Source organism: Alloacidobacterium sp., from assembly GCF_035631355.1.
Taxonomy (GTDB): domain Bacteria; phylum Acidobacteriota; class Terriglobia; order Terriglobales; family Acidobacteriaceae; genus Alloacidobacterium.
In genome coordinates this window covers 1-26,224 of record NZ_DASQIX010000006.1, presented here as the reverse complement: position 1 = coordinate 26,224, position 26,224 = coordinate 1, and the positions used below count along the sequence as shown (strand labels likewise).

General features: G+C 55.0%; 15 protein-coding genes and 2 pseudogenes. 8 read left to right on the top strand and 9 right to left on the bottom strand.

Features of this window, described 5'->3' with window-relative positions; all coding sequences use genetic code 11:
• Window positions 1-72 precede the first annotated feature (72 nt).
• The 3 genes from VEV40_RS01845 to VEV40_RS01835 all read right to left on the bottom strand — a co-directional run bounded on the left by VEV40_RS01845 (window position 73) and on the right by VEV40_RS01835 (window position 6,167).
• Window positions 73-1,218: a tetratricopeptide repeat protein gene (locus VEV40_RS01845; RefSeq protein WP_324829725.1), complete on the bottom strand. Its 1,146-nt coding sequence runs from the start codon at window positions 1,216-1,218 to the stop codon at window positions 73-75.
• 504 nt (window positions 1,219-1,722) lie between these two features.
• The gene (locus VEV40_RS01840) at window positions 1,723-2,220 is read right to left on the bottom strand and encodes a transporter (protein ID WP_324829733.1); all 498 of its coding nucleotides are present in this window, start codon (window positions 2,218-2,220) and stop codon (window positions 1,723-1,725) included.
• A 503-nt stretch (window positions 2,221-2,723) separates the two neighbouring features.
• Window positions 2,724-6,167 carry a glycosyl hydrolase gene (locus tag VEV40_RS01835; RefSeq protein WP_324829724.1) on the bottom strand — a complete coding sequence of 1,148 codons (3,444 nt, stop codon included), beginning with the start codon at window positions 6,165-6,167 and terminating at the stop codon, window positions 2,724-2,726.
• 405 nt (window positions 6,168-6,572) lie between these two features.
• On the opposite strand from VEV40_RS01835, the gene VEV40_RS01830 reads away from it, so the two are divergent.
• The gene (locus VEV40_RS01830; protein ID WP_324829723.1) at window positions 6,573-7,853 is read left to right on the top strand and encodes a glycoside hydrolase family 99-like domain-containing protein; all 1,281 of its coding nucleotides are present in this window, start codon (window positions 6,573-6,575) and stop codon (window positions 7,851-7,853) included.
• A gap of 3 nt (window positions 7,854-7,856) precedes the next feature.
• On the opposite strand, the gene VEV40_RS01825 is transcribed toward VEV40_RS01830, so the two are convergent.
• The 3 genes and pseudogenes from VEV40_RS01825 to VEV40_RS20635 all read right to left on the bottom strand — a co-directional run.
• A complete protein-coding gene (locus tag VEV40_RS01825; protein ID WP_324829721.1) occupies window positions 7,857-9,578 on the bottom strand; it encodes a family 78 glycoside hydrolase catalytic domain in 1,722 nt (573 codons plus the stop codon).
• A gap of 30 nt (window positions 9,579-9,608) precedes the next feature.
• Window positions 9,609-9,746: pseudogene (locus VEV40_RS20640) on the bottom strand (alpha-L-rhamnosidase N-terminal domain-containing protein); the annotation flags it as partial.
• Window positions 9,747-9,829: 83 nt separating this feature from the next.
• Window positions 9,830-10,216 (bottom strand): annotated as a pseudogene (locus VEV40_RS20635) (alpha-L-rhamnosidase N-terminal domain-containing protein); the annotation flags it as partial.
• A 564-nt stretch (window positions 10,217-10,780) separates the two neighbouring features.
• Between VEV40_RS20635 and VEV40_RS01815 the strand changes: the two are divergent.
• Both VEV40_RS01815 and VEV40_RS01810 read left to right on the top strand, forming a co-directional pair.
• The gene (locus VEV40_RS01815; protein ID WP_324829719.1) at window positions 10,781-14,398 is read left to right on the top strand and encodes a TonB-dependent receptor; all 3,618 of its coding nucleotides are present in this window, start codon (window positions 10,781-10,783) and stop codon (window positions 14,396-14,398) included.
• Window positions 14,399-14,480: 82 nt separating this feature from the next.
• Window positions 14,481-15,689, top strand: a complete 1,209-nt coding sequence (locus VEV40_RS01810) for a tetratricopeptide repeat protein (protein WP_324829717.1) — start codon at window positions 14,481-14,483, stop codon at window positions 15,687-15,689.
• On the opposite strand, the gene VEV40_RS01805 is transcribed toward VEV40_RS01810, so the two are convergent.
• The 3 genes from VEV40_RS01805 to VEV40_RS01795 are packed head-to-tail and all read right to left on the bottom strand — an operon-like array spanning window position 15,690 to window position 19,031.
• Entirely contained in the window at window positions 15,690-17,123 is a 1,434-nt protein-coding gene (locus VEV40_RS01805) for an arabinose isomerase (RefSeq protein ID WP_324829716.1), read from the bottom strand. It lies immediately after the preceding gene.
• A gap of 14 nt (window positions 17,124-17,137) precedes the next feature.
• Window positions 17,138-17,455, bottom strand: a complete 318-nt coding sequence (locus VEV40_RS01800; protein ID WP_324829715.1) for an L-rhamnose mutarotase — start codon at window positions 17,453-17,455, stop codon at window positions 17,138-17,140.
• A 16-nt stretch (window positions 17,456-17,471) separates the two neighbouring features.
• Window positions 17,472-19,031, bottom strand: coding sequence for a GH39 family glycosyl hydrolase (locus tag VEV40_RS01795; RefSeq protein WP_324829714.1), 1,560 nt, complete (start codon window positions 19,029-19,031; stop codon window positions 17,472-17,474).
• Between the two features lie 267 nt (window positions 19,032-19,298).
• Here VEV40_RS01795 and VEV40_RS01790 point away from each other — a divergent pair, with 267 nt between their 5' ends.
• The 5 genes from VEV40_RS01790 to VEV40_RS01770 form a co-directional block, all read left to right on the top strand.
• Entirely contained in the window at window positions 19,299-20,444 is a 1,146-nt protein-coding gene (locus VEV40_RS01790) for a substrate-binding domain-containing protein (protein ID WP_324829712.1), read from the top strand.
• A complete protein-coding gene (locus tag VEV40_RS01785; RefSeq protein ID WP_324829710.1) occupies window positions 20,441-21,397 on the top strand; it encodes an amidohydrolase family protein in 957 nt (318 codons plus the stop codon). The genes VEV40_RS01790 and VEV40_RS01785 overlap by 4 nt, the downstream gene beginning before the upstream one ends.
• Before the next feature lie 128 nt (window positions 21,398-21,525).
• On the top strand, window positions 21,526-22,716 hold the full coding sequence (locus VEV40_RS01780) for a TIM barrel protein (protein WP_324829708.1): 1,191 nt from the start codon (window positions 21,526-21,528) through the stop codon (window positions 22,714-22,716).
• A gap of 63 nt (window positions 22,717-22,779) precedes the next feature.
• A complete protein-coding gene (locus VEV40_RS01775; RefSeq protein WP_324829707.1) occupies window positions 22,780-25,002 on the top strand; it encodes a bifunctional rhamnulose-1-phosphate aldolase/short-chain dehydrogenase in 2,223 nt (740 codons plus the stop codon).
• 11 nt (window positions 25,003-25,013) lie between these two features.
• The coding region (locus VEV40_RS01770) for a rhamnulokinase (protein WP_324829705.1) at window positions 25,014-26,224 on the top strand (1,211 nt) is incomplete at its 3' end.

Sequence of the window (26,224 nt, the reverse complement as noted above, 5' to 3'; positions counted from 1 at the left end):
TCCATGCGGAAAGAAACACCGCGGGATGCAGAAACAGCGGCCATTCCGATTTTGCCTTATCTTCCGTTCTACTCAGTTTCGATTCTCTCCCTTATCGGTTTCGCCGATATCTAGTCCGGTAGCATACACCTCGTTCAGAGGAAAGTATGCGTAGTTCAACTCGCTGCCGTGAACATAAATATCCTGATGAGGATGCGCGCTCATCCATGCCGTGGCAGCGTGTTCCGCTGTCTTTTGCTGGTCTTCGCTCAATGTTTTGCGCGCCAGCGTCAGGTCAGCTGCCAGAAGCTTTTCTACCGCTTCGCCACCCTGCTTTACGGCAATTATGAACCACTGATACGCGGCTGCTTCATCCTTCGGAATGCTTCTTCCGTCGCGCGCCAAGACCCCAAGCACGATCGACGAGCGATAAGCGCCGCCTGCGGCGCCAGACTCGAGCCAGTGAACTGCTTCGCCGGGTTGCTGGCCTACTTCAGGGTGATTGACTAGCATCAGTCCATACGAGTGCATGCCCGCAACATAGCCAGCTTCGGCGGAGCTACGCAGGTAGTCTGCGGCTTTATTAAAGTCATGCGCGTGTCCCTGCTGCACTGAATACAATGTCCCCATCGAATATTCACCTTCGGGGCTGTGGTGACTCGCAGCACGCTCAAACCATTTTTCGGCTGCAACCTCGTCTTTTTCGATGCCGAGCCCAAGCATGTACGCAATTCCAAGATAGTCTTCAGCGCGCGGATATTGCTTGTTTGCCAGCTCTTTAAGCAGCACATAGCCCATGTGCGGATCGTGCACGATTCCGGTGCCACGGAAATACATGACGGCGATATTCAATTTTCCCTCATACGAACCCGAGGCAGCCGCGCGCTCGAACCATTTCGCCGCCTGCGCATCGTCCTTTGGAACCCCAAGCCCGGTCAGATAAAAGTAGCCAAGCTGTACCTGCGCGGGAGGAAATCCCTGGTCTGCCGCCTTGTGATACCAGTACGCCGCCTGCTGAACGTCGCGGGCGACGCCGCGTCCCATCATGTAATTTCCGGCAAGCTTAAGCTCGTCCTTCAATTGCCCATTCGCAAGATTGGCTTCGCGATTTGCGTCGCGTGTGTCTATTGGAGCAGGAAACAGAGTATTGGTTTGCGCTATTGAGGGTTCGATTGAGAGGCAGCCAAGTATGGTAAGCGAGCAAATACTCGCACGAAGAATACTGCTGTTTCCGATCATGAGAGCCTCCTCGGCTGGCTGTCATAGACAGGCAACTGGAAATATCGTCACCCATCTGGAAGCCGGCTTTTGTGGCACTCACCCCTGATCCATGAAGCGCGGCCATAACCGTCGGGCCGCTTGTCCCTCCTGTGTCCCATCCATCACAAATCTCAGCTCAGATCATCTTCTTTTGGACGGGATCAACTGTTTACAAATAAGATAACTCCGCTTTTCAAAAATAGCTTATCAGTTCATCACCGAATCGCTGCCGTTCGTCACAGTTCCAGCGCCATCCGCGACTTCATTGATGCGTCTGGTTCTGACAGATGCAAAATGTGACGCGAGGCAGGATGCTTTCAGCGGAATGCCGGAAAGTTTGCAACACAGATTCCCCAGGCCGGCAGAAATGCCGGCCTTTTCTTTACCAACTTAAAATAAGTTGTTCTTCAATTTCCGGAAGTAGTTATGCCAGTCTGTATCTACGAGAGAGACATAAAAGCACAACTCTCAACTGGGGTGATCCTAGTTAGGCCGTCCCAGCCATGAATACTGCCACGCCACCGAAACAGTCTTGTAGTCTCCTCCGAAACGAACATACGTGCCGCCACTGTAGCTAAACTTAATGGATTGGTGCTTGCTGATGGGAACAGCAGCCGTCGCTCCTAGAGGTGAATTGGCCTGCAGCGTCGTCGGTGTAGGTTTGCCGTTTAAGCTCGTCTCTCCCCCATACCAATAATTAACGTCAATTGATGTCCAGAATCGCGGCTTTATGTCGTAGCTCAAGTGCACTTCCGTAGCGCCCATTGGTTGTTCAGTTTGTCGATTTGGGCCATTGGATCCCGGGGCATTGGAGTAGAAATTATCATTCGCCGTAAAGAACCAGACAGCGCAATAAGCGTCGAAGATCCAATGGTTCCAACGTCGGGAAAGCCCTACTTCAGGCTTGAATGACCAGCGGTTCTCGCCAATGTTGATAAGTCGCGCCCGGTCATATTGACCTGTTGGTGTCGATACAGTCAGGCTTGTGCCGATTAGGGTTTTCTGCTACCACTTCCTGAACTCAGTGGCTGTCATCGCTGGGGCGCCATGTAGATTGATAGATAACCGAAAGCCTGTTGGCGCGAGCCCCGAGCGATAGACCTTCAATTCTGTTCCTGACACATCAGCCTGGAAATGTCCTACAGCGTAAGGGAGAAAAGCATTGAGGTTGGCGGACCGCCCGAAAAAGTCGAACGTGTGAAAGCAGCTCACACTCTCGGCTCCGATTCGACCCTTAGAGTTTGAGATCGGAAGCGTTTGATCGAATACGACGTTTCCGTCCTGAAGTGAGTAAGTAAACGTGACCGCGTTTGTGTGGATAGGCACAATGACATAGGCTCGCGGGCTCAATCCTTGCCCTCTGCACAAATGCCATGTGGCACACAGGCTAATCAGCAGCATTGCACGTCGGAACTTTGCAGACACAAGAATTGCCAGGAGCATGAGTACACATATCTTGTCACAGATATGTGACTCTTCGCAGCCTATGGAGCCAGTTCCGGACCTGTAGCGCTGATGATCTGCACCGGTCCCAGCAGCCCTGACGGCAGTAGCGGCGAGTTTGCTCTGTAGGGCTTCACATCGGCGAATGTGTACTTCGTCGCGCCTGGCTGTTGGTCTCCGATCAGGCGGTTGACCCAGGCATTCACAACCTCGATTTTCACCTCGTTCGCGCCTGGTTTGAGTGCGCCCGTTGCGTCGACACGATAGGGATCATGCCAGACGGTTCCGAGTGGCTTGCCGTTCACGATGACTACCGCAAGGTTCTTCACATCACCGAGATCAATCCAGAGCTTCGTGCCCGGCTTGAACCAATTGGCTGGAGCCTGAATTGTCTTGGTGTAAGTGCCGATACCAGAGAAGTACTTCACGCCTTCATCTGTGCTGTCGTTCCATGAGATCAGCTTGTCGAAAGTGGCAGAAACAGGTGCGCCGCGACCAGGCTGAAAGCTTACCGTCCATGGGCCGTCTACTGTGGTCAACTGTGTTTCTACCGGATCAGCTACAGTGTGAGAGTCGGATTTCGACGGCTTGCGGAAGACGACAAAGACCGTGCCCCAGGGCTCGAAGTGCAGCGGCACGGTGGTGCGGCCATCGGCGATTTTGTAGGAGACAGGTTCGGACTGCCCGGTCTCTGCGTACCACAATTCGGGAGCCTTGCCGGTGATGCGGAAAGTCGCATCCACAGTCTGGCTGCGATCGCCGCGGTTATCGAGGAAATAGATGTCCGCATTGGAAAGCGTGCGGTGAACGAACTCGACCCGCGTGTCGCTTTCCGGTTTTGTGTAATCCAAGTCGGGCGCGACGTTCATCGCCTTCAGCGCGGCTTCGGCGTCCTGCCCGGCATAGACCTTGCCTTTGCCGACGGTGTGCACGCCGCTTCCATCGCCAAAGAGTTCGTCATTCAGCTTTTTGAATTCAGCTTCATTGTCCGCGAGGCTGGGATCAGTAGTTGGCTTCTCGCCAGCGACGACTGCGCCTTGCTCTACTAATTTGTAAATTGCGCGCAGCACCGGTAGCGACATGTGCTTGCTGTAAGGATCGAGCGCAAGCAGCTTGTAATTCATGCCGCTCTTTGTCGTGATCCGCCCGTCGGTCACATTCAGTTCGTGGATCAGGCCATCGGCGTTGATATAGTCGAAGCCATAGCCCGCGGGCATGTCCGGACCTTTATGTTCGAAGATGGCCGTCAGGTTGGAATCTTCACCGTAGAAATAGATCACATCCGCGGCGAAGTGTCCCTGCTGCAGAAGATAGGAACTGCGCGCAAGGTAGTTGACCCAGGGGCCGGCCTGCTCGGCCCAGGTTTCATTTCGATTGAACCACTGCCCGAATGGCCCAAGCGTCAGTCCCGGCTTTTTGTCCACCAGCGGCTGGTGTGCTGATTCGTGAATAACGAAGCGGTTGATGCCGTTCAGCAATTCCTGGTCGGCGGTTGGCTTCAGCGTTGACGGAGACCATGCCCACGGCGCAGCAGCAGCAGTCATCGACTCAGCTGCGACCAGGTTCTGGCCGTAAATGTGCGCTACAGATGCGGATTCGCGATCGTCAGCGTTGTAGCCGTTCTGCTCCTTGTTTACGCCAGGAGTCTGTGTCCACATGGCGCTCATGGGAATGTCATCGAGCTTCTTGACTTCCATGCCGTCGGCGACAAACGCGCGTCCGGATTCATGCGACTCACCATAGTGACCGATGCCGCGCTCCTTCAATGAAGCTTCCACCTGACCGTAGTGCTCATCGGCAATCAGGTCAGAGATAGTCTTGCGCAAGTCCCACAGGAACCGGTCGCTTGCCTCGGAGCTTTCGACGATATGACCTGCAAGCACCGGCAGCCATGGCATCGGGTCGTAGCCGCGCCGCTTCTTGAACTGGGCGAGCATGTCATCGGTCCAGTTTTGCGAGCCGGCTTCCCAACTGTCGGTAATCACATAGCGGATGCCGCGTTTGCCCATCATGTCCGCGCCGACAGTGTCCTTATAGCTGTCCAGGTAGTGGTCCATGTAGTTCTTCACATAGACGTGGTTCAGCTTGTCGACTTCAAGGCCGGTAGCTTCTTTTGTCGCCGGATGGTTCGTGATGCCGAGCAGGGAATAGCCGAAGCGCTGCACCACCCAATCTCCCGGAGGCGGGGTCCAGTTGAGTGTTCCGTCAGGGGACATTTTTGAAGTTAGGTCAATGACGTCGGACTTCGGAATCGCTTCGCCGGGGCCGACGGGTGGCGTGGCAAACTCATAGAGGTCGGGAACGGGCGTGAATGCCGCCTTGTCCTCGAAGTGGTTTACTCGTGCGCCTGGATGCAGCACCAGTTCGGAAATTTCGTAGTCGGTCGGCGCAGGCGGAAGGTTAAATCCGAAAGACTTGGGATCGAGACCCGCGGCCCACGCTGGCGGCGGCGGAGGAGGCACGCGATTGAACACAACCCGGAAATATTTGGCAGTGACAGCAGGGAATGAAACCGTGTGCTCGGGTGAGCCGTCATCAGGCAGCTTGACGATAGTGCGGAAGTTCTGCCCGTCATCACTGGCTTCGAGCGATTTTTCCGGATCGGCGATGCCGCTGATCAGGGCCTGGATTCTGCCTATGCCTTTGGTCGCGATGGTGATCGAGCGGATGGTCTGCGCCTCGGGAAATTCGTACTGGATCCATGCGCTCTGGCCTGCCGGTGGAATTGGCAACTTGGTCGCATTTTCAAGGTCACCATCGCTCAACATTGCTGTATCTGGCGAGCCGGAGCTTGCCGTAATTTTTGCGTGCAGATCTTCTACTGATACATCGCTGGATGGCTTGCGGTAGGCAACCACAGCCGCATCCGCATAGTACTGGGGAGCTTTCCGAGAGTTCTCAGACGAAGCAAGCTCATCGCGGATGCCTATATTTTGAAATGCTCCGGTATTCGACGGCGGGTGCGCCAGCTTGCCGCTGAACGGCTTGCCGCCTTCCACAAGCGTCTCGCTCCAGACATACTTCTTCATGCCCTGTGATGGAGGAACCCAGGGGCCGCCGGTCTCGCTCCAGCCGGGCGAGCCGGCAATGGCCTCTTCCATGTGCAACTGGTCGGCCAGCGTCGTGGCATATTTGAAGGCGTCTTTCCACTCGGGCGTCATGTAGGCGAGACGCTTCTGCACCACCTGGGGTGTGCTCAAGGCCGCATCAAAATTCTGGAAGCCGGCGATGCCGACGCGGTGCATCCATTCGAGATCGAGCTTGATGCCCTCCTCGGTGATGTTGCCGTTCATCCAGTGCCACCAGACTCGCGGACGGGCGCTCTGCGGCGGATTTTCGAATCCATTCATCAAAGGATCTGCCGTCTTTTGGGTATCTGCTGTTTGCTGGCCGAAAGCAGAAGCTCCGCTGAAGATCAGCAGCGCCGCTCCTGTTGACGCCAGCGCTGTTTTGAGAGCGGCCTTCGCGATTTTTGATTGGTGCATTTTTGCGTTCCTCGTTACATTTGGTGGGCGCGGCATTTGCATTCTCCGCGCTTTTGAATTCACGTCCGCCCAGAGAGATGGCAAGACATTTCTCGAGGCTGCGACATAGATTGTTCCCGGCGCTGAGGATAATAGCAGTGGGAACAGGTATTATGCAAAGAAAAGAATTTCATATTGAAACTGCCATTGTGCTGATGATTTAACCGTCGCATTAGAATGATGTGGCCTGTGCAGGCGGCACGGCCCGTAAGAATGTGGACTGGATTTGTCAGGTCAAATTGGGCGTAAATAGTCCAATTTGCTTAAGAAGTGCAGGGCCCATAGAGATAAATCCAAGTTCCTCTATAGAAATTATTTCAATTAAACAGCTAACAAATCGTTGACGGAGGCAGGGCACTCGAAACTATGAATCGACGCACATTTCTCACCTCATCTGTTCAGGCGGGCCTGGCCGCAGGACTTGCGGGCAATGCCGGAGCGCAAAGCACTGGTCACAAGGCAGAACCAGCCTTCAGCAGAGAAGGCCAGCCCGCTGCGCTTATCGGCGAAGCAGCGATGGCCGGGTACTTCAGCGAGCAGCGTCTGCATGAAGCGCTGGGAACGGCGCAGTTGCAGAAGCCAACAGATGTGCAGGTGGTGGCCTTTAATTTTCCCAGTTGGCACCCTTCACCATTTATGGAAGCGCGCTTTGGCAAAGGCTGGACGGAGTTCGACACGCTGCGGAACGCGCGCTCGCTTTTCCCGGGCCACACCATGCCGCACTATCCACTGTGGGGTTACTATGGCGAGTCCGATCCGGAATGGGCGGCGAAGGAAATTGACATGGCCGCAACATACGGCCTGGATGCGTGGATGATTGACTGGTATTGGCATAACGGCACACAGTTCTATGAGGAGCAACTGGAACAAGGGTTTTTGAAAGCCCCGAACCGCGCGAAGCTGAAGTTTGCCGTGATGTGGGCCAACCACGACTGGAAGAATGTGTATCCGGCGCGCTCGCCCGACCAGGCGGCGATTATGCTTCCGCAGACGCACTCGTTGGCCGATTGCGAAAATGTGGTGAACTATTGCGCGGAGCACTATTTCAGCCAGCCGAATTATCTGCACATTGGCGGCGCTCCTGTCTTCGCAATTTTTGACGCAGGCAAGCTGGTGGAGCAGTTTGGAGTGGATGGCTCACGCAAGGCGCTCCATCTGATGCGTGAACGCGCGCAGAAGCTCGGCTTCCCTGGGTTGCATCTGCAGATTTGCAACGGCTACGCCGGTCAGGACAGGCAGCTCAAAGAATTCGGCTTCGACAGCGCGACTATGTATGGCACTTTCGGCTGGACCTATGGCTCGAAGCCTCCTGCCTCGCGAATTCCATATGGAGTTGGCGCTTCCGAAGCAGTTGCCGCATGGAAGTCGAAGCGCGACACCGTGAACGTCCCATTCTTTCCCGCGTGCTCGGTGGGCTGGGACGACAGCCCCCGTTTTGAAGAATTTGCCAGCATCGCAATCAATCGGTCACCTGATCAGTTTGAGCGATTGGTACGGGCCGCGCGTCATTTCGTAGCTTCAGACAGTCCTGAAAAATACATTTATATCGCCGCATGGAACGAGTGGACAGAGGACCACGTCCTGCTGCCCGACAGCTACTGGGGGTACAGCTATCTGGAGGCTTTGCGCCGAGCGGTAAAAGATTGAGAGCTATCGGCGCAATTCAAAATGATAAGTTCCTTGAGGAACAACACAGCCAGGTCCATTCACGCCTTGAACCAGATGTAGGTTCTTTTCATCTTCGAGAGCGTGGCCATTGACTGTGATTGACTTGCTATAGCCTGCCGGAAGAATAATCGTCGCCGTAGCAGGAACGCTGATGTCCATCCGCAACGTGTCGCCACTGCGTGACCAGCCGCTCTCAATCTTTCCCAGCACTGACTGGAAGGTTGCCGACACGCTCTTCACGTCACCTACGATGGCCGGGTGAATCAGAATGCGCGAGTCCTGATCGCGGGTGAGGTCGAAGTCAATGCCGGCCAGCCCGCGGTAAAACCACTCTTCGGCGTGGCCAAGCATGAAATGGTTCTGCGAGGATTCAGGATTGGCGTCCCACGCTTCTGTCAAAGTGGTTGCGCCATGAGCGAGCTGATAGCCATAGCTCGGCTTGTCGGTGCGCATGAGCATGTAGTAGAGCACATCGGAGCGTCCGCCATCGGTGAGGGCGCGGACAACATAGTGAAAGCCGATGTCGCCGGCGGTTACATGATTATTGTGGCTGCGGATGTCTGCAACCAGATTTGTTAATACGGCTTTGCGATGCTCTTCAGGTACCAAACCAATGACCAGCGGCATGGCGTTTGCTGTCTGGCTGCCTTTGTCGTATCGGTTTGTTTCCGAATGGAAGAAATGTGCATTGAATGCGATCTTTACTTCGCCAGCTTCGCTTGCGTATTTTGCGGCATCGTCTGCGTGACCGAGCAGGATCGCGATGCGCGACATTGTGGTGAGTGACTGATAGTAGATTGCAGTTGCGGTCAGTCCGGTGCTGGTGAGCTGCGACACTCCCGGCGCGCCGGGGCCAATGTCGTACCAGTCTCCGAGGCCATACGTCAGTAGATGGCCCTGTGCGCGGCTCTTTAGATAAGCGAGGTAGCGGGCCATCGAATCATAGTGGCTGCGCAAAAGATTAATGTCGCCATAAAACTGGTATGCGGTCCAGGGACTCAGGATGACAGCGGTGCCCCATTCGGGGGAATCGCGAAAACCGTTCTCGAAGACGGTAAACTCAGGCGCGATGTCGGGCACGAGGCCGTTGGCAAGCTGCGCGTCTTCCATGTCGTCAGCCATTTTTGCGTAGAGCGCCGACAGATCGTAGTTGTACATCAGCGACGTGCCCGCAAGATGGGTCTGTTCCAGCCAGCCAAGCTTCTCGCGGTGCGGGCAATCAGTCAGAACGCTGACCATATTGCTTAACATCGCGCGGTTGATCAGTGTGTGAATGCGGTTCAGCAACTCATTGGAAGAAGTAAAGTGACCATCGATTTCGGCTGCATCGTGGAGAAAACGCCCGTCGAGATGATGGATGACTGGAAGGGGCGCGCCCGCCTCTTCCACCTGTACATAACGGAAGCCGTAATAGCTGAAACGCGGATGCCATCTCTCGACACTTCCCCCTTTCAGCACATAAGTGAAAGAGTTCTGCGAGTTAGGATGCCCATTCGCGCTGCGCTGCGTGACAAAACCGTTCGCATCCAGCAACTCGCCGGCTATCAGCTTTAGCGATGAGCCATGAGGGCCTGACACTTCAATCTCAGGCCAACCGGCGAAGTTTTGCCCCAAGTCGTAAACCGCGATGCCTGACTTTGGATGCGTCACCTTGACCGGCTCATAGCGGTCGAAAGCTTTGATGGGAGGAATGGTTTCAGGCACGAGCTTTCCGCCCGGCCCATTGACCACGGCTGCGGAAGACCAGTTGCGGTCATTGAATCCGGGCGCATCCCAGCCTGGCTGTTCAAGCCTCGCGTCGTAATCCTCGCCGCCATAAGTGGAGCTGAAAGTGATCGGGCCGGGAGTAGTTTTCCAGGAGCCGTCGCTGATGATGGTTTGTTCGCTGCCGTCGGAAAAACGCAGATGCAGTTGCGCGATGAGCTGGGCTGCTCAAAGGATCCCTGAAACTTTGTATACCGTCCCGGGGTTTTCACCACGTTGTACATGCCGTTGCCCAGCATCACGCCGATGGCGTTCTCGCCGGGCCTCAGCAGAGAAGTCACATCATAGGTGTCGTAATAGATTCGTTTGCGGTAGTCGCTCCATGCCGGCGTTAGTACGGCCTCGGTTACGCTGCGTCCATTGATATGCGCCTCAAACTGCCCCAGGCCCGAGATGTAGAGAGTCGCACTGGCGATTTTGCCGTTCACCGTAAAACTGTGCCGGAAGACAGGCAGGGACTGAGGCTCGCTTGCCGGTTGGCGTTTGCCGGAGTCAGGTTCAGCCGCAATCCAGCGCGCCTGCCACTGCAGCGGAGCGGCACTTTGGCTTGTCTGCGCATTTGCAAGAAGGATGCCCATGAACACGCACAACGCGCCTGCGAAATACCGACCCGGGAATGCTCTCACCTTTTGCAATCTCTCCAATCTGGGAGGGGTGTGATTTGTATCTTCTAAAATTCAAATAGGAAACAAATCTTGTTTTGGTATTAAGAGAAAGTTCGCCTGAACCCGCAACTGTTCACTGCAAATAGCATTTTCAGGCGCTTATTGCCTGCGTCCAAATGCCTCTTTAAATTGTCTTTTATCACTTTTATAAACCCCTATTGAAAACTATTTTTTCCTTGACATCTACAAGTTGCCGCCTGTAGCGTCTCGCACAAATTAGGGAGCAGTCTGCGACGGGCACCTAAAAAGGCTGAATTTCAAGCCTGGGCGTTCCCTTTGATCGCTGACACGCAGAGATTTGCACCGCAGCAGCTCCCCAAAAATCACGAAGCTCAACTTTTTTGAGGAGGGCGCAGATGACTACACAAAGACCAGGTTTTCTATCGCGGTCCACGATCTCCAGCACGGCGACTGACAACGCAAGCGCCGCGCTTCCAAACATAGACATTACAGGCAAGAACTTCAGGAGGCTTTGAGATGTTCAGGAAAAGCTTAATTACACTCTTAGTTCTGTTGCTGATGGTTCCAGCCCTCAGAGTGTTAGGACAAGCAGGCGCAACCGGCACGATTCTGGGAACGATCACTGACAGCACTGGCGCGGTGCTTCCCAACGTCAAAGTGACAGTAACCAATACGGCGACCAACGTTAAGTACAACACAGTAAGCAGTTCAACGGGTGACTATACCGCACCGTCTCTGAATCCCGGAAGCTATACCGTCTCAGCCAGTGCTAACGGTTTTCAGACCTCGGTTACCCAAAGCTTTGTTCTTGCTGTTGATCAGAAGGTGCGCATTGATATGTCTCTGAAACCGGGCGCGGTAACTGAAACAGTTGAATTGACCGCGCAGGCAGTGCAATTGGACACCGACAGCGCTGCTCTTTCTCAGGAGATGAGCGGGCAGCAGGTGGCGGCCCTTCCTTTGAACGGGCGCAACTTTATGCAGTTGGTCCTGGTCGGAGCGGGTGCAGTGACAGTAGGTGGCGAGCAAGGGACCATGCGCCAGGGACAAGGCAACGCCGTTAGCATCAATGGCGGCCGTCCTGAAGGGAACAACTATACGCTGGACGGACTGGTGAATACCGATCAAGCGTTGGTGACGCCAGCCGTAATCCTTTCACAGGATGCCATTGGCGAATTCAAGGTACAGAGCGGTATCTATCCCGCCGAGAACGGTTTTGGCGCAAGCCAGATCAATCTCGTGAGCAGGGGTGGGACGAATGCGCTGCATGGTGCGATCTTCGAGTCTTTGCGCAACAATGCTGTCGATGCAAAGCCATTTCCCACCTATAACGATTTTGTTGCCGGCGTCCCGACCGCAAACCCAGTCCTGCAATTGAACCAGTTCGGATTTGTGGCTGACGGACCAGTTTATATTCCGAAGCTTTACGACGGCCGCAACAAGACCTTCTGGATGGCCAACTATGAAGGCTGGCGCATGAATAATGGCGCGAGGTTGGTAGAAGCTGTGCCAACGCCGGCTGAATTGTCGGGTGATTTTTCCGCGACGACGTATCCGGCGGTAAACGGTCTACCGGGTGGTCCATTACCTGCATATGGAACACCAGAATGCACGGCTGTATTGGCCGCCGGATACGATTGCTTGCCGATCGACCCGGCCACCGGTTTGAATGACTGGGGTACACAGGTTCCCGCCGCCGCTCAGATTTCCCGAATTGGGTTGGCAGGTGTCAAACATGGTTTTTGGGGAACGCCAACGGTGAACGGTACGCCTGAGGGTGTCAACAATTTCTTCCAGAACATTCCTGGCCCATTGAACAGCAATCAGCAAACCTACCGTGGCGATCAGAATCTGGGCAAATTCGGTTCTGTGTTCGGGCGCTACACCCACTCTGTCTATGTGAACCACACGAACTACAACTCCGGCTCGGCTGTCTATGGACTTGAGGAGTATGACCAGACATCGAATAGTTGGGCGATATCACACACCATCAATTTCGGCCCTCACATCGTAAACAACTTTCGCTTTGGCCGTCTTCACGCTATAGCGCCACAGGGTTCGGCACCACCGCCATCTTCGTTCGCAGGTGAACTTGCCTTGACCGGCGTCTTCACAAAGTTCACGCGCCTGCAGGAGACCTGGCCAAATATAGGCTTCGGAAGCGGCGGATTTGTAAGTGGCGGCGGCCCGGTCAACTCGTATAGCGGGTCGGACAACCCGAATTGGGAGTTTGCTGACGGATTCACGTGGATACACGGGAGTCACACCATCGGGCTGGGCATCGATTATCGCCGCTGGCACCTGATTCGTAACCTGGACGACGATTTTTACGGAGACTGGACATTCGATGGTCATTCTGCCCCAATCAATTTCGTCACTTGCCCCAATCCTTCGTCAGCATTAAACAATAACCATCCGCTGTGCGGCACTGGCAATGCAGTGGCCGATATGCTGACAGGTTATTACAACGGTGTAGGCGGATTTGTACCCGGTCCGTTGAGCCCGACAGACCAGGCGGGCAACCCGCAGGACCATGTTTTCAGTTATCTAGGGCCGTACGCGGAAGACGACTGGAAGGTGACTCCGAAATTGTCGATCAATTATGGCTTACGTTGGGATTTTCGTGCGGCGGCCTATGAGGCATCGAACCATTTCTTCTGGCTCGATACCAGCAATCCACAAGGCGGCCTTTGCTATGCCGATCCACAGTTGACCACCAACGGCGTGGCTCCGGGCGTTGGCATTAACGGAGGTCCCATTCTCCGCTATTGCGGCAAAGTGCCCCATCCCGGTCCCAAAACGCCCTTTGCTCCAAGGTTCGGTGTGAACTACCGCGTCAACGACAAAACTGTTCTTCGTGGTGGCTACGGCATCTTCTTCGACTCGTTTGAAGGGCGCGAGATTGACGACTCTGCCGACATATATCCCTATAGCATCCGCAACAGCCTAAGCCCGACAACCGTTGCAGGTGTTCCTAAGTCAAGCAATAACCTCTTTCCTACTTACACGACGCTCGGACCGTTCCCCGAAACTTCGTTGTCATTCATCGCGGTGATCGAGTCGGAGAATCCTCTTGATCCTTATGTGCAGTCCTGGACATTGTCTGTGCAGCGGGCGCTTGCCCAGGACACCACCCTCGAGGTGAACTACATCGGTACGAAGTCGACTCATCTCCTGGACCGGCGCAACATCTCCCAACCGCTTCAGGTGCCGGCAGCGAGCCAGGCATTCTGCCAGGCCACAGACCCGGTCACGGGCGCTTACCTCAATCTCGATAAAGCTCCTTGCACCGTAGTGAGCCGTCTGCCGTATCCGAACTTCAACGGGTTCTATATCGACAGTGACTTCCATGGCTATGCCAACTACAACGCGATGAACATCAAGTTTGAGCGTCGCATACAGAACCTGCAAGCTACCGCCATCTACACCTGGGCAAAAAGCATGGACGACAAGTCAGCTGCAGCGGGCGTCGGTGCTACGGGCGCCGGCTTTCAAGGATTCGAATACAACCATAACCCGAACTTGGATTATGGCCCTTCGGATTTCTCGGTCAACCAGCGTTTCGTGGCCAGCTATGTGTACCAACTGCCCTTCGGCCGTGGCCAGAAGTTTGCGAATCAAATCAACCGTGCGGCAGACCTGGCAATTGGCGGCTGGCAGCTCAGCGGCATCGTCACTTTCCAAAGTGGCTTTCCATTTACAGTTACGGCGAATGACATCCAGGGGATTAACGACAGCCAGTTCATGCATGCGAACGTAGTCCACGGGTGCGATATTCATGGCAATCTCAGCGGGAAGTTTGCGCGTATCAATCCGGCCTGCTTTACCCAGCCCGCGCTCGGCACATTTGGAAGCGTTGCTCGCAGCACCCTGCGCCAGCCTGGTATCAACAACTTTGATACGACTATAGGTAAGCAGTTCAGCATCAGCGAGCGTGTCAAATTCCTCTTCAAAATGGATACCTTCAATACTTTCAACCATCACCAATATGGAGGAGACGTTGGCGGCTTGATTGTTGCCGGATCGGGAGGAAATGCTGCCATTTCAAATGGCGTAGGGTCCTCCAGCTTTGGCCAGATCACCCAAGCATCGTCGCCGCGAGACCTGCAGTTCAGCGGCAGGATCACCTTCTAACGGCGCTTCTGATGTGTTGTCTTGTCCACCATGCCTTATTGGCATGGTGGACAATCTATTTATGGAGCTACACTTCACAAATATGAAGCAAAGACTCCGGCATCCGGCGCTCAGGGCTTGGTGTGTTTTGATCGCCATTGTGGCGACAGCAGCGCTGGCGCAAGTGGACGATTCAGCCGAGAAATACGCTGACGCTGGCCAGCGTGCGTTGGCGGCGGGGCAATACACAGAAGCACAATCCAATTTTGAGCAACTGGCTAAACTCCATCCGGAGGTCGCCGAAGTCCACGCCACGCTGGCGGTGATCGACTTTAAGCTGCGCCTCTATGAAGAAGCGATACACGAGATTCGCACAGCGCAAAAACTGAAGCCAGGTCTGCCCCGGCTGGACAGCCTGCTTGGCATGTCGCTGTCAGAGTTGGGACGCTTCAATGACGCGCTGCCCGGTCTGGAAAAGGGCTTCAGGCAATCGGATGACCCGGAAATCAAGCGCATGTGTGGGCTACAGCTTATGCGCGCCTACACAGGACTGCAGCGTGACGATGAGGCGGTCAAGGTTGCGCTGGAACTGAACAGGCTTTATGCGAATGATGCTGAAGTCCTGTATTACACCAGCAAGGTATACGGCAACTACGCCTTCCTCACGGTCCGCAAGCTTGCGCAGGACGCGCCCAACTCTGTCTGGCGACATTTGGCAGCAGCCGAGGCGTTTGAGAGTCAGGGATCGTATAACGATGCAATCGGCGAATATCGCGCTGTGCTGGCTACGGATCCGGGACGCGTAGGCATCCACTACAAGATAGGCCGCACTCTGCTTGCCGAGTCTCATCAGACAGGCGCGCAGGCCAACGCCGACGAGGCAATGAAAGAGTTCCAGCAGGAATTGGAGCTGGATCCAGGAAACGGCAACGCTGCGTATGAGATTGCCGAGATGTATCGCAGGGCGGGAAATCTGGACCAGGCCGATCAGTTCTTCGAGCGCGCTCTGCGAAACTATCCGGATTTCGAAGAAGCGCATCTCGGGCTGGCCGCGTCGCTGATGGCCCAGCAAAAACCTGAACAAGCCCTGCCGCATCTTAAGGCAGCCATTGCTCTCAATAAGAACGATGAAGTGTCATGGTATCGGCTTGCGGAAGTTGACCGGGCACTCGGCAACAAGAGCGATCAGCAGGCGGCATTGGCGGAGTTCCGCAAGCTGCACCAAGAGGCGGTCGACCAGAATGCGAACAAGCTGCCTACATCTGATAGCGACGTGACGAAGCAGGAACTCGCGCCGGATGCGAAGGAGTAATCAGCAGACCTTGTAATAACCGATGCCGAGCATGCTGGCCAGTTTCTCAAGCGTGTACGCCACATGACCTATGCCGACAGCGCAGTGATGGGCAGGACCTTGCGCATTCCAGCTTTCTATGAATCCGCGCGCCCCGATGGGAAAGCGATAGCGGCTGTTGGTGTTGCCTATCTGAAGAATCGGCCCGGGCACGCTCTCACCCTCGGCAACCAGAAGCTTGAACTTTGATTTGGTGTCTTCAACGACGGAGAGCAAGGTAACCGGGCCATAGCAGACTGACATCTCGACAGAAAGCCCACGCCCCACTTTGCCGTGATAGACCTGCAAGGGCCGCACCTTCGTTCTGCCTTCAGCAATGGCGATATGGCCGGGACCGTCATGGCCGAGGAGCACAAGGTCATCGGCAAAGTCAATGGCATAGTACTCGGTGAACGATCCGCCCGCGCCCAGACTGTCCATAATTTTCATGGCGATTGCATTCTTCACTTCATATTCGCCGGCCACTGGAATGTGGCGGCCTGTAAGCAGGGAAGTGCCTAGGATGATGGAGCTCATAGTGTCCTCATTCGCTGGGACGCCCGACCCTTTGTAGTAGTAGGCCAATGAGTGAAGGTCGTAGATATCGACAAACCGATCCAGCGCAACAGATGTGCGCGCAGCGCGCGCCAGCTCTTCCGCAGGGCAATCAGGCTGAATGTCGAAGACTGAGTTGAAGTCCGCAACGCGCTGAGAAATTTCCGCTTCCGAAACCTGAGAACGCAGCGCGCTCAACTCATCTACTTCAACAATCTCGATGTGCGTGCCGAATGTAATGCAGATTTGCGTAACATCCGTCATGATGTCGAGCATGCCGTTGTAATAATGACCGAGCAGGCCGAGGCGGTTCTCGCTTAGGTCCTTCTTCACTCGCGCGACCCTGGCCCAGTCCTCTATTTCTTTCCATGTGTGCTCTTCGTTGAGAACTCCGGTTACCTGATGGAAAGGAATCACCGCCCGCATCAGCACATTCGCGATTTCCGGGACAGGGCAGGCGGAGCAATAGGCGAGCCAGTGTTCTGTCATTGCAGTGCGGTTCGGAAGCTGATTGAAGGCGGCATAGTCAATGGCCGCCTGCGGCTGGAGATTCAGAACCACAACCGGAACGCCCGCGCGCTGTACCAACGGCAAGACGGTGCTCGACAACGCATAAGTCGTTACATAAAGAAACAGAATATCGATGTCTGCGCGGCGGAAAGCATGCCCCGCTTCGCGAGCGCGCGGCGCGGTGTCAATCAGTCCGCGATTGTGCAGTTCTGCGCCGGTGGTCTTCTCCAGATGGACCGCGACGGATTCAACGTAGCCTTCAAGCGTTGGTTTAAGGTTAGCGAATTGCTCCCAGTAGGCTTCGAGGCCTATCCCACAGAGGCCAATTCGCAATGTCTGTTGCGATGACATGGTTTCGCTTTCGCTTATTTCAGGTAGAAAACTTCGCGCATCATGGGAAAGCGCTCGCCCGGACGCAATCCCTCAATGGGCGCGAAGTAGGCTGACATGGCTTGCTGCCAGCGTGTGTTCACGGGGTCGCGTTCAATCTCGGCCCAAGCCTCTTCAAAGTTTTCTACATGCAGATAAAGAAACAAAAGCTCATCGCGGCGAAAGATGGAGTATTCCGAAATGCCCACGCGCTTCAGCAGGGCAAGCATCTCCGGCCATACTGCGGCGTGGGCCTTGTCGTAGTCCTCTCCTGTGCCCGGCTTCAATCTGAGACAGAACGCGACTCGTTGCATAACGGCTCCTCCTTGCCTACTTCCAGGTTGCGACCGTGACGGCAAACGGCGCGAGGGTCAGAGCTGTTCCGGATGCTTGCGAAATGCGGGCTGCGCCTTCACCACTGGCTTCGTCCACGGTGGCAAGTTTCGCGTTGCTGGCTTCCTGTGGCAATGTGATATTGATGGAGCGATTGCGCTTGTTCACGATCAGGAGCTTCTTCCCTTGCGGAGTTGCAAAGGCCTGAGTTTCAACATCGGGCGTGCCATCATCAGCGAACTGCGTATCGACCAGCTTGTCGCCGGGATGGAAGTTGTCAATGAGCAGCTTCAATACCCAGTAGCGGGCATTCGGCTTCGATGTGCGCCAGTCCATCATGGAGACGCTGGGAAACTGCGACGGATATCCGACAAGCTGCGATTCGCCGATCACGTCGATGCCTTGCTTCGCCAGATTAATGAAAAGGTATGCGTACATGGAGCCTGCCGCATTCCAATAAACCTCTGGTGTAGTGAACGGATTCGCCTTTTTCTCCCTGATTTCTACGCCGTCCCCGGGCAAGATGATGCCAAGCTCGTCCGTGTCTGTCTTCGTCTCTGGCGAAAGCCGCTTGCGAATCGACTCAATGAATTTAACGGTCGCGATGAACCGGTCTGCCTGGTCGAAGAAGGAGTATTGCCAGTCGTTGACGGTCTGCGTTGGCGTGGGGCTCGCATAGAAGTGATACGAGATAAAGTCGAGCGGCACACCCGGCTTGTGGTGCTTGTGGTCAAGGAAGTATTCGTACATGTCGGGCCGTGCCGCTTCAGCAAGTGCAAGGCCGACAAATTTTGTCTGCGGACTTACTTTGTGGATTGCAGACGAGATGATGTCGTATCGCTCGGTGTATTGCTCCGGCGTTGTCTTGTGCTCGAAATCCGGCTCGTTCAGGATTTCCCAGTAAGGAAAACTGTAGTGATAACCCGAGGTATGCTGCTTGCCAAGCTCATCTGTGAAACCGCCCTTTGTGTACCAGCTCACCAGCCGGGCATAGTAGTCGCCCAGCTCTTTTCCTGAAGGATCGCGCAGCTCTGTTCCCTGCGTGTAGTCCCAGTAGACTTGATTCGGGTCGGCGGGATAAGTAACAGGCTTGTCAGTTTTGAAGAGCCATGTCGGTATGGTGCTGAAGTTCATGATGGTGCTGTGGCCCTCCGTCGCGGCGAGAAAGTCCTTCGTCATGGGATCGATCACGGAAAAGTCCCATGAGGTCTTGTCCTTCGTCGGCGGTTCAAGTTCCGCCACGGCAAGCCTCGGATACGGCAGCCAGGGAACATACCGGACATAGTCCGCCCCGAGGTCTTTCAATGCGGCAAACGTTCCGTCGTGGATGGGAGACCCCTGGCGAAGCATCGGATTGACCACCACCTGAAGTGTCGGCGTCGATTTAGAGACAATGACGGTCTTGTCCCAGTCCACTTTTACAGTAGGGGTTGGCTCAGGCGATTTTGTCGAGGGTGCCGGTGTTGGCGTTGATGTGGAGCAGGCGACCAGGAGCAGAAGCGCAAGTGATGAAAGCCAGGATGCTGGGGGAAGTTGCTTAATGCTGAAAGTGCGCATGGGCGTCTCCAAATCAGTTCAATATGAACGCGGGAACAGAACGTCACAGTAGTTCTGCAATAGCTCATTTCGCAATCGTTAATTCTTAGAGTTTTAATTTGTTTCTTACAGTGAAATACGCTTTGACTCTTCGTAAAAACAATCGTGGCCTAAAATATTTGCAGTCCCTGCATGCCGATATGAGTCGATAGCTTTGTAGCGGGAAAGAAGCTTTTGGGTTTGGATATAGCAGAATACAATCTATGTTTCGTACCGTGAAACATAGAAATGACGAATAAAATCTCTCCCATCCGGTCGGTCCTGCGCGCCAGTGAGGTGCTGCGAGCTTTTCGTGATGGGTCTGAATGTCTGCGCTTATCGGATATTGTGAAGCGGACCGGCCTGAACAAGACCACCGCCTTTCGTCTGATTGCTACTCTCGTGCGCGCCGAACTGCTGGCTGAAATCGGAGGTCACGCCTATAAGCTGCGTGTGCGGCTGGCAGAGCGGCCGAAATACTCTATAGGGTACGCATTGCAGAGCAGCGAATTTGCCTTTTCGCGCGCTGTGGCATCGAGCCTGCAACGCAGCGCTGCCGCGGCCGACATCGATTTGCTGCTGCTCGATAATCAGGACAATCCGAAGACTGCCCTGAAGAATGCTGCCGTGTTTATTCGGGAGAAGATCGACCTTGTGATTGAGTCGCAGACGGATGTCCGCATCGCCGGCCAGATATCGGAGCGCTTCCGGCAGGCAAAAATTCCAATGATTGCGGTTGAAATTCCGCTGCCCGGCGCAATCTATTTTGGCGCGAACAACACGCAGGCCGGGCTTATTGCTGGGCGGCATCTGGCGCGATGGACGGAATCGCAGTGGGGTGGCGTAGTGGACGAGTTGCTATTGCTGGAATTGCCGAAGGCCGGTCAACTGCCGAATGCACGCGTGCTGGGCAGCCTCCTCGGAGTGCTGGAACGGTATGCCGGTCTCACCCCCAGACAGATTAAGGTACTCAAGACCAACGGGCATGAAGAAGCTGCCTACGAAAAGGTGCGGAACTACCTGAAGGGAACGAGTGCGGAACACATCCTCGTTTCCGCAATCAATGATCCATGCGCGATGGGAGCGCTGCTGGCTTTTCGCGAAGCCGGAAGGGAAGAGCATTGCGCTGTTGCCGGTCAGAATGCTTCAGAAGAAGTGCACATGGAACTACAAAACAGGAAAACTCGTCTCATTGGATCAGTCGGGTATTTCCCTGAGCGATATGGGGAAGGGGTAATCCCGCTGGCGCTGGATGTACTATCTGGAAGGTCTGTTCCGCCTGCGACGTTTGTAAAGCACCAGATAGTGACGCCGGCGAATTTCAAATCATTCTATCCGGAAGCCATAAAGCCCGGACAAACCATGCAAAAGCAATCGAGAAAGGTGGCGATTTGAAGCGGCGTGAATTTCTGAAAGCAGGCACGACAGCCATAATTGGAGCCCATGTGCGCGAAGCTAAAGCAGCCGATCCTGTCCCCATTCTCGACGCCCATATTCACCTCTTTGATCCGACGCGGCCTGAAGGCGTTCCCTGGCCTGAGAAGACGGATTCAGTACTTTATAAACCAGCGCTGCCGAGTCGCTATCATGCCGTCACCAAAGGGTTCCGCGTTCGCGGCGCGATTGCCATTGAATGCAGTCCATGGGAAAGCGACAACGACTGGCTGCTGAAAGTGGCCGAACAGAACCCGATTATTGTCGGCATTATCGGCGACCTCATTCCCGACAGCCAATCTTTTCAAAAGAATCTGGAGCGACTTTCCGCCAACCCGCTGTTCCGCGGCATCCGCTACGGCAATCTTTGGAACCGCAATTTATCTGTAGACATGAATAAGCCGGGTTTCATTGGCGGCCTTAAGGTCCTGGCCCAGGCCAAGCTTGTCCTTGAGAGCGCCAACCCCGACGGAGAGCTAATTTCGGCCTTGGTTAATGTCAAGGACAAGGTCCCGGATCTCACCATCGTGATCGATCATCTGCCCAATGCCGTGGTTTCTACAGAGACTGCTGAGCGGGAGCAATATACCCGTAATCTGGAAAAGCTTGGGGATGGTCCGTCGGTTTTTGCCAAGCTGTCTGAGATTCCCGCTCGTGTGAACGGCAAAGTGCAGCTTGATATGGGCTATTTCAGGCATAATTTGGACACTTTATGGGGCATTTTGGGCGAAAATCGTGTGATTTTCGGCAGCGATTGGCCCAATAGCGACCATCTGGCGGACTATACAGAGACCCTTGGACTTGTCCGGCAATACATCGGAACCAAGAGCCAGGAAGCGCGGGAAAAGTACTTCTGGCGGAACTCGGTTACGGCCTATCAGTGGCGCCCCCGGCTGGCGAACCAACAGCTCTAGTCATAAAGATAAAAAGGATTTTAAAGCTGTTGTGAAATACAAATATGAAATAGAATTTCTATTGAAAGTCTCGATTTGAGAGATTACACTCCCGCTTTCCTGGAAACTGGATTCTCTGAGAGGACGAAATGCATATCGATGACCGCTTTCAGCGGGTGACAGAACAGTTGGGTGATTTTGTCATTGAGATTCCATCATGGGGTTTTGCCAATACCGGAACCCGTTTCGGGAAGTATCTGCAGGCGGGGGCTGCGGGCACGCTGGAAGAAAAATTCGCGGATGCCGCACAGGTCCACGCGCTCACTGGAGCAACTCCGACGCTGGCGCTGCATGTATTGTGGGACCTGCCTGCAGGCGTCGCTGACGCGCACAGGGTCGAGCACTTAGTTGGCCAGTTTGGGGTGCGCGCAGGCTCAATCAATCCGAATCTCTTTCAGGACCAAGAATACAAGTTCGGCTCTATTTGCAATCCCGATGGGGCTATTCGTCGCAAAGCCATTGACCATTTGCTGGATTCGGTTGAGATTGCAAAGGCGCTGGGATCGCGCGACGTTTCGTTGTGGGTATCGGATGGGTCGAACTATCCAGGCGCGCAAAGCATTCGCAATCGCATTGAATGGCTGGAAGGGTCGCTGCGGCTAACGCACGATGCGCTAGGCGAAGGCCAGCGACTGCTCATTGAATACAAGCCTTTCGAGCCCGCGTTCTATCACACCGACATAGCCGACTGGGGCATGGCGGCGCAGTTCGCGCGTTTTGCCGGTCCACAGGCATTCGTATTGGTCGATACGGGTCATCATTATCAGTCGCAGAATATCGAGCAGATTGTGGCCTGGCTGCTGCATCTGCGCCTGCTGGGCGGCTTCCATTTTAACGACCGCCGCTATGCGGATGACGATCTCACCATCGGTTCCATTGATCCCTACCAGGTGTTCCGCATCTTTCACGAAATTCTGAGTGAAAAGAACCGCGCCGCAATTCGTGACGTGGCCTACATGATCGATCAGAGCCACAACATCAAGACAAAGCTTGAGGCCATGGTGCAGACTGTGGTTTCAGCACAGGAATTGTTTGCCAAAGCATCATTGGTCGATCGCGAACAATTAGCTTCCTTCCAGGCAGACGCGAAAACAGTCGAAGCCGAAGAATGTCTGCGCGAGGCTTTCTGGACCGATGTGCGGCCTTTGCTGCGCGATTGGCGCGAGCGGCGCGGGCTGCCGCAGGACCCCCTGAAAGCGCTGCGCGAAAGCGGCTATCTGGAAAAAATCGAGCGGGAAAGAAAGGCTCGCAACGCATCGCTCTCTACCAGCTACGCGTAATCGCCCAGCCTTTTTGAATTTCCTACACGTCCGGATTCAGGGAAAGAACGAGGAGTTTGCGTCATGTCAGCCACAGTCGTCACCAGCAAAATCAATCTCAAATTTCTTGAGGATAGATGGCAGGAAAGCGAGGCCGCGGGACTGGATGAACCGGAGCTGCTGCGCTATCGCTCAAACCTGCTCGGCTCCGATTTGCGCATCACGAATTTTGGCGGCGGCAATACCAGCTCGAAAATCAGAATGACTGATCCGCTCGATCAAAAAGAGCGCCAGGTGCTCTGGGTAAAAGGGAGTGGCGGCGATCTGGGCAGCATTAAACGAAGTGGTTTTGCCACACTTTATATGGACAAGTTGCTGGCCCTTGAGCCGCTGTACAAGGGCGTAGACCGCGAAGATGAGATGGTGGATTATTATCCACTCTGCACCTTCGGCATCAATCCGGTTGCTTCATCCATCGATACGGCGCTGCACGGATTTCTTCCTGCGCCTCATGTCGATCACCTTCATCCCGATTGTGCTATTGCGCTCGCTGCTGCAGCCAACGGGCGCGAGAAGATGGAGGAGTTCAATCGCGCCTACGGGCATAACCTGGTGTGGCTGACATGGCAGCGTCCCGGTTTTGAATTGGCCATGATGCTGAAGCGCGCGGTTGAAGCACATCCGGGCTGCGATGGGGTGATTCTCGGCGGCCACGGTCTGTTCACCTGGGGCGACACGCAGCGGGAATGCTACGTCAACACCATCACCATCATCGACCAGCTTACGGAATTCATTGAGAACCACTTGGCGGAAAAAGGCAGCCAGATATTCGGAGGACAGCGGCGGAAGACGCTTGAGAACCGCCGCGATCTGGCGCTGGAACTGCTGCCATTCTTGCGCGGACGCGTCTCACAGCAAAAGCGGCTCATCGGCAGTTACAAGGATCTACCGGAGGTGCTGGAGTTCGTGAACTCCGCAGACGCGGCGAAGTTAGCCTATCTGGGCACGAGCTGCCCCGATCACTTTATCCGTACTAAGATTCGGCCTTTGTTTGTCGATTGGGATGGGACTGCGGGCATTGGGTCCCTTAAGAAGAGCATTGAAAGCGTGCTGGAAAAATATCGCGCAGACTACGGTGAGTACTACAAAAAGCATCGTGAAAATGATTCCCCTGCGATGCGCGACCCAAATCCAACTGTAGTCCTTATTCCCGGTGTGGGTATGTTTAGCTTCGGCAAGAACAAGCCTGAGTCACGTATCACAGGTGAGTTCTATGTGAATGCCATTCATGTGATGAAGGGCGCTGCCGCTTTAGAAGGGGGAAGTGCCTCGGGCACAGTACCCCAATGCGGTCCATCAGCGCTGGCCAGCGATTTCAAAGTTGAAGACAACTATGTCGCGCTGCCTGCTTCGGAAGCATTCCGCATTGAATACTGGAAGCTCGAAGAAGCGAAAATTCGACGCCAGCCACCCGAGAAAGAGTTAAGCCGCCAGGTCGCCCTGATTGTAGGCGGAGGCAGCGGCATTGGCCGCGAAGTTGCTTTGCTGGCCGCTGATCGTGGCGCACATGTGGTCATCGCCGATCGCGACAAAGCTTCGGCAGACCGCGTTGCGGAAGAAGTGAAGGCGGCTTCAGGGAAAGAAAGCGCGATCGCGACCTCGATGGACATTCGCAGCCGCGATTCCATTCGCGCCGCGATGCGTGAAGCGGTCGCTCAGTTTGGCGGAGTCGATCTGATTGTTAATACTGCTGCCATCTTCCCGTCATCGCCGGATGGCGTAATCTCTGATGCGCAATGGGCGCTGACGCTCGAAGTCAACGTGACGGCGAACTATATGCTGGTGGAAGAAATCGGCAAGCTGCTGCGCGACCAGGGTCTTATCGCCAGCGTCGTGCTGACCAGCTCTGCAAATGCGGTCGTTCCCAAGAAGGGAAGCGAAGCCTACGACGTGAGCAAGGCTGCGCTGAGTCATCTGGTGCGCGAACTGGCGATTTCGCAGTCTCCGCTGGTGCGTGTCAACGGAATCAGCCCGGCAACTGTGGTGAAAGGTTCGACCATGTTTCCGCGCGACCGCGTCATTGCGTCGTTGAAGAAATACGAAATTTCTTTTGACGACAAGCTTGATGACGAGCAGTTGCGCGGGCTGCTTGCGGCATTTTATGCAAAGCGTACCCTGACGCATCAGCCGATTGATCCGCGCACCTGCGCCGAGGCGATTCTGTTTCTTGCTGGCCCGAAAGCGCCGTGCACAAGCGGACATATGATTCCCGTGGATGGCGGCCTGGCCGAGGCATTTTTGCGCTAGAGAAAAAATTCATGCCGGCAGAGATCCTTCCAACCATTGTTGCCATCGATCTCGGAGCGGAAAGCTGCCGCGTCTCGCTTTTGGAGTGGGAGGGCAGAAAGCCTCGCATTGAGTTGATGCACCGTTTCGGAAATGCGCCTGTTGAGGTGGATGGAGCGCTTCGCTGGAATCTCGATCTGATCTGTGAGGGGTTAGAGCAGGGACTTCACCGCTGCGCATCGAAAGCGCAAACAAAGATTGCATCGGTAGGAGTGGATGGCTGGGCCGTTGATTATGTGCGGCTGAAAGAAGACGGCTTGCCGGTCGCCGCACCGTACTGCTACCGCGATACACGCACAGGGGCGGCGGAAGCTGAAGTGCGAAAGCGCATCTCGTTCGCAGAGCTTTTCGCGCTTAGCGGTGTGCAGCCATTGCGGATCAACACGCTCTTCCAACTGGTTGCCGATCAGATGGCAGGCGCGCCTGCTGAAAGCCAGTGGATAAACCTTCCGGAATACATACTCATGCGACTCGGCGGATCGCGAATCGCCGAGTACAGCAACGCTACGCACTCGGGGATGATGAGCGCGGGAAAAAAGTGCTGGAACCCCGAGATCTTCACACGCTGCGGACTTGATGCCAGTGCAGCGCCTCCTATTGCATCAAGCGGCTCATGGGTCGGAGAGGCCAAGAGTGCCGCTTTCAAAGGCACGAAGCTCATCGCACCCTGCTGCCACGATACGGCAGCGGCAATCGCCGGCATTTCGCTTCACGGAGATGACTGGGCTTATATCAGCTCAGGCACCTGGTCGCTGGTAGGCATGCTGCTCGACCATACAGTAACCAGCAGTGAGGCGTTTGCAGGCGGGTTTACGAATCTTGGCGCTGCGGGAGGCCAGATATGCTTCCACAAAAATGTGAACGGCATGTGGCTCCTGAAGCAGTGCATGGCACAGCTTTGCCCATTGGCGGACATGTGGCCCATGCCGGAGCTGGTTGCAGCAGCCGAACGCCAGCCCCAGCCGGCCAACGTGCTAGATGTGGATGACCCTGACCTGCTTCTGTTTGGACACATGGCGTCACGTATTAATGCGCAGTTTAAGCGTCGCGGATTCGAGCCTATTGAAGAAGACACATCGGCCATGCCGCAATATGCCAGTTTGATCTTTTACAGTCTGGCCGCGCGCTATGCCGAGGTGTTGCAAAATGCCGCCGAGCTTTCCGGAAAAAAGCTGAAGCGGCT

Excerpts from the sequence above, each read along its gene's own strand:
- VEV40_RS01845 (WP_324829725.1), bottom strand. The coding sequence starts at position 1,218 with ATGATCGGAAACAGCAGTATTCTTCGTGCGAGTATTTGCTCGCTTACC.
- VEV40_RS01835 (WP_324829724.1), bottom strand. The coding sequence starts at position 6,167 with ATGCACCAATCAAAAATCGCGAAGGCCGCTCTCAAAACAGCGCTGGCG.
- VEV40_RS01830 (WP_324829723.1), top strand. The coding sequence starts at position 6,573 with ATGAATCGACGCACATTTCTCACCTCATCTGTTCAGGCGGGCCTGGCC.
- VEV40_RS01815 (WP_324829719.1), top strand. The coding sequence starts at position 10,781 with ATGTTCAGGAAAAGCTTAATTACACTCTTAGTTCTGTTGCTGATGGTT.
- VEV40_RS01810 (WP_324829717.1), top strand. The coding sequence starts at position 14,481 with ATGAAGCAAAGACTCCGGCATCCGGCGCTCAGGGCTTGGTGTGTTTTG.
- VEV40_RS01805 (WP_324829716.1), bottom strand. The coding sequence starts at position 17,123 with ATGTCATCGCAACAGACATTGCGAATTGGCCTCTGTGGGATAGGCCTC.
- VEV40_RS01800 (WP_324829715.1), bottom strand. The coding sequence starts at position 17,455 with ATGCAACGAGTCGCGTTCTGTCTCAGATTGAAGCCGGGCACAGGAGAG.
- VEV40_RS01795 (WP_324829714.1), bottom strand. The coding sequence starts at position 19,031 with ATGCGCACTTTCAGCATTAAGCAACTTCCCCCAGCATCCTGGCTTTCA.
- VEV40_RS01790 (WP_324829712.1), top strand. The coding sequence starts at position 19,299 with ATGACGAATAAAATCTCTCCCATCCGGTCGGTCCTGCGCGCCAGTGAG.
- VEV40_RS01780 (WP_324829708.1), top strand. The coding sequence starts at position 21,526 with ATGCATATCGATGACCGCTTTCAGCGGGTGACAGAACAGTTGGGTGAT.
- VEV40_RS01775 (WP_324829707.1), top strand. The coding sequence starts at position 22,780 with ATGTCAGCCACAGTCGTCACCAGCAAAATCAATCTCAAATTTCTTGAG.